Origin of the sequence: Mycobacterium sp. pW045 (genome assembly GCF_041287085.1) — a bacterium.
Taxonomy (GTDB): domain Bacteria; phylum Actinomycetota; class Actinomycetes; order Mycobacteriales; family Mycobacteriaceae; genus Mycobacterium; species Mycobacterium algericum_A.
The window spans coordinates 1-834 of record NZ_JBGGKU010000029.1; the positions used below are offsets into that span (position 1 = coordinate 1).

Below are 834 nucleotides of genomic sequence, written 5' to 3' on the forward strand. Positions count from 1 at the left end.
TGCTGGTGGCGCCGGTGGTAGCGCCGGCAGCGGCGGGGCATCCGGAACCGGCAACGCCGGTGCCGACGGCGCAGCCGGCGCCGACGCACCGTCCAGCGGTCACGGTGGTAACGGCGGTGCCGGTCACACCTCGACGGATGGTTCCAGCGACGGCGGCAACGGCGGCGCCGGCGGTGACGCGGGTGTCAACGGCAGCGGTGGCCACGCCGGTAAGGGCGGCGACGGCAACAACGGTGGTGCCGGTGGGGCCGGTGGCGCAGGCGGCGCCAACTCGGGCAGCGGTGGTAACGGCGCCGATGGCGGAAACAGCACCGGCACCGGCGACGGCGGCGCGGGTGGCGCAGGCGGTAGCGCCGGCAACAACGGCAACGGCGGCAACGCCGGCAATGGCGGTTCGGGAAGCCAGACCGGTTCCGGCGGCAATGGCGGCGTGGGCGGTAACGGCGGCGCCGAGACCGGCGACGGCGGAGATGGCGGCCACGGCGGCAAGGGCGGCGTGACGGGCGGCGACGGCGGCGCCGGCGGTAACGCCGGAGCGGTCGGTGACGGCGGTAACGCCGGTAACGGCGGTGACGGCCTGGCCGGCCGGGATGGCGAGGACGGCGCACTCCCGGGTCAAGCGGGTGGTGCTGGTGACATCGGTGGTTCCGGTGGCGCTGGTGGCGCCGGTGGTGCTGGTGGCTCCGTTTCGGGTAACGGTGGCGCTGGTGGTGCTGGTGGTTCCGGTGCGGCCGGTGGTGCCGGCGGCGATGGCTCGACCGGTGTGGCCGGGACGTTTGCCGACGGCGGTGACGGTCACGGCGGCACCGGTGGTGCTGCGGGCTCCGGTGGCAA

General features: G+C 75.5%; 1 protein-coding gene. It reads left to right on the plus strand.

Going from position 1 to position 834, the window contains the following annotated elements:
* The coding region (locus ACAG20_RS21055) for a hypothetical protein (protein WP_370494002.1) at nt 1-834 on the plus strand (834 nt) is incomplete at both ends.